The sequence below is a fragment of the Oleiphilus sp. HI0125 genome (assembly GCF_001635355.1).
Map to the genome: position 1 here is coordinate 1 of NZ_LWGF01000795.1, position 2,034 is coordinate 2,034.

The following is a 2,034-nucleotide window of genomic DNA, read 5'->3' on the forward strand; positions in this document are numbered from 1 at the left end:
ACATAGAAGCGCGTGATGAGGTGGGAAAATATGTGCGAGCACTAAATAGCCAAAATTATGAAGCAGACCAGAAAGATAGGCCATGCCATAGCTAGGGCGATAAGCAGGGCTGATTTTACGAATCAGTGCTGTTGTTCCTAGCGCCATCCACAATGCTTTTTGCCAATAAGGTAAGTAGCCTTCAGGCTCATCCGTTGGCAGATTAAGCGTGCGTCCCAGCGATAAGCCCATTGATAGGTTCATCACTAGATCAAAACCTAGTACGCGTACGATTGCATCGTGCACCGATTTAACTGAGCCGCTTGTACTATAAAACGAACTCGATGCCCAACTAACTACCTGTGCCGAAAGGCTTGGATCTTTTTCTACGATAGTCGACAGTTCTTCGCTGCTCGCGTCGGGATTGGCGCGTAAACGAATAATATCGCGTGCACTTTCCGGAAGAGGAGGAAGCTCTAGAGTATCTTCGATTCGTTGCTTGATACGAATCGTTGTGAACTTCTCAAGAGCCGTGACAATATCGACTTCATCTTTACGTGCGTCCTTGCGTTGATTGACGCTATCAATTGCTACCGAGAAGTCTCCGGTTTGTGCTTTCTGAAGCATCTTGTTGAAAATGCTTCGCTTAATTCGAATGAGATCTTTTGCTAAACCAATATCAACGAAGGCGTACTCACTGGTATTGTCTTGGAGCGCATTATCAACGATTGTCGGTATGCCCGTGATGTCGGGGATGGCCGGGATCGCGTTAAGTTCATATTGGCTTAACAAGCTATTTTGATCGCTTTGCTCAACCACTTTAAGTTCACGACCCATACAATTATTGAGTAACTCCGGACAAATAAAGCGATCGGCTGGGAAAAGTACTTGGGCACGGCCTAGCATATCTGACATAAGCGTTAAGCAAACGCGATCAGCGTCATCTACATCGTGGCGTGGGATGATTTCTGGTGCCTCATAATCATTATGTTCTGCATATTGATTAAGTGAGTCGATGATAATAGCGGGAATGCTCATAGGCCTTGATACTGCTCCGTGAAATAAATATTGCCGGCATCGATACTGCGTAGCCGAACTCCATGTAGTTTTTAGTGTAGAACAAGATAATCAGACAGGCATAAAAAAGCGCGTCTTTGACGCGCTTTGTGAGCTAGTAAGGTGTTTTAGCAAAAAAACATCTGTGAAAGGTATTCAGAAAGAGCCGCTACATTGTCTGCTTCGGCTTCATTATGAGGTACGAAAATAGGCATAAAGCTCTCCAGTAATTATTGTTTGAAAGGGTTTGTGCACTTGAAATACTACGCAAAGTAAGAGGACAAGGCTTGACTTGCTGAACCAAGTTGTTGACGATTTGTATCAATCCTTTTGATGAGAGAAGCGTATTGAGTCAAGGTGTCGCGACTGAAGAATTAAAATCTGAGCTAAGCGTTCAGGCCGTCACTTATCGCGCGTTATTCCTTCGCTTGATCGATAATGGTTACTCCGAATCCCTCTTACAATCTCGTTATGGGCTTTCCCTTTCTTACTTAGACGCTGAAGAAAATAGAGTTCCATTAGATCGCTATTATGCGCTTTGGCGTGATGCGGTATCGTATACAAAAGAACCGGATCTAGCCTTACAACTTGCCGCTGAAGAACTGTCTCAGAGCATGGGTTTGGTAGGGCATGTATTCTTTAACTGCAAGACCTTGAGAAGCGCAATTGAACACTACCAGCGCTATTATCGCATCGTAAACGAAAGTATTCAGATCGAATTGCAGAGTAACGATCAAGACTTTGCGATTTGTTATCACGTTAAAGAACCCGCGATCTATTCTTCCTATGAAATGGAGTACAGTCTTGCTCTAGCGGCATATCGTGCCAGAAGATTATTGCAGAGTGGTTTAGATATTCGTTACGTGAGTTTTCCTCACTCTAAGCCTGCTTATGCGGCTAGCTACGAAACCTTGTTCCAGTGCCCAGTAAAGTTTGATCAGCCAGTGGCCTCGATTGTATTTAACGCGGCATATTTAGATTATCCAATGCCTCGAAATA

Annotated in this window: 2 protein-coding genes; one reads left to right on the forward strand and one right to left on the reverse strand. The window is 44.1% G+C overall.

Annotated elements, in window-relative coordinates; translation table 11 throughout:
• Positions 1–1,017, reverse strand: a 1,017-nt coding sequence (locus tag A3762_RS12720) for an HDOD domain-containing protein (protein WP_068755889.1), incomplete at its 3' end; no start/stop codon positions are given.
• Positions 1,018–1,382: 365 nt separating this feature from the next.
• On the opposite strand from A3762_RS12720, the gene A3762_RS12725 reads away from it, so the two are divergent.
• Positions 1,383–2,034 (forward strand): AraC family transcriptional regulator (locus tag A3762_RS12725; protein WP_197469242.1); only part of this gene is annotated, 652 nt, incomplete at its 3' end.